The sequence below is a fragment of the uncultured Amaricoccus sp. genome (genome assembly GCF_937858865.1).
Lineage (GTDB): Bacteria > Pseudomonadota > Alphaproteobacteria > Rhodobacterales > Rhodobacteraceae > Amaricoccus.
The window spans coordinates 1-1034 of record NZ_CALLYO010000590.1 but is presented as its reverse complement, the minus strand read 5'-3'; the positions used below and the strand labels follow the sequence as shown (position 1 = coordinate 1034).

General features: G+C 73.6%; 1 protein-coding gene. It reads right to left on the bottom strand.

What is annotated here, in order from left to right:
• Window positions 1-50 precede the first annotated feature (50 nt).
• Window positions 51-965 (bottom strand): DMT family transporter, encoded by a 915-nt coding sequence (locus Q0112_RS17565; protein WP_297977311.1) that lies wholly within the window; start codon window positions 963-965, stop codon window positions 51-53.
• Between the last annotated feature and the right edge of the window lie 69 nt (window positions 966-1034).

Sequence of the window (1034 nt, the reverse complement as noted above, 5' to 3'; positions counted from 1 at the left end):
GTCCTGCTCGCCTCAGCCCGCCTCTGGCTCAAACACTATGAGTCCACGACCTAGGACGGACGGCGCCGCCCGACCGGCAGCTGCGACACCGCGAGCCCGGCGAGGATCAGACCGAGCGCGAGCAGGAACTGCGGCGGCAGCGTCTCGCCGAGCACCACCATGCCGAGGATCACCGCCCAGACCGGCACCTGGTAGTTGACGAGGCTCATGAAGGTCGGCCCGGCCGCGTTCACCACGTAGACGAGCGCGATGGTGGCGAGCGCGGTCGGGAAGATGCCGAGATAGAGCAGCCCCGCGACCGCCGGCCAGGGCGGCGCCGCCGGCCAGGCCTCGAACCAGAGCGCCAGCGGCACCGAGACGAGGGTGGCGACGAGAAGGCTCGCCGCCCCGAAGGAGAGGGTCGGGCAGCGCGGCGTCAGCCGGGTCACGATCACCCCGAGCGCGTAGGAGCAGGAGGCCGCCACGCAGGCGAGCCGCGCCAGCCCGTCGCCGCCGCCCCCGGCCTCGCCGCCCGGCCCGCCGACGAGGAGGACGACGCCGACGAAGCCGACCACGAAGCCCACCGCCTTGCGCAGGCTCATCCGCTCGCCCGGCACGAAGAAGTGCGCGAGCGGCAGCACCAGGAGCGGCACCACCGCCATGGTGATCCCGGCGAATCCCGAGCTCACCCGCTCCTGTCCCCAGGGCAGCAGCGCGAAGGGCAGCGCGTTCGACAGGACGCCCATGCCGATGCAGTGCAGCCAGACGCGCCGCCCGTGCGCCGTCCGCCGCGACGGCAGCCCGACTCCGGTCGCGAAGGCCGTCGCGGTCAGGATCGCCGCCGCGATCACGATCCGCCCGGCGGCGATGGTCAGCGGCTCGAAGCCGGTCAGGGCCTTGGCGATGCTGAGGAACGAGCCGCCCCAGGTCAGGCCGAGGACGACGAGCAGGAACCAGGAGAGCGGCGAGGGCGAGGGGCGGGACATGGCCCCCCTCCTTGCACCGGAACGCCGCCGGGGACCAGAGCCTCCACCGAGCCTCCGCGGAGGCTGCAC

Bases quoted from the DNA above. Each gene is read 5' to 3' on its own strand.
- Q0112_RS17565 (WP_297977311.1), bottom strand. From the start codon at position 965: ATGTCCCGCCCCTCGCCCTCGCCGCTCTCCTGGTTCCTGCTCGTCGTC.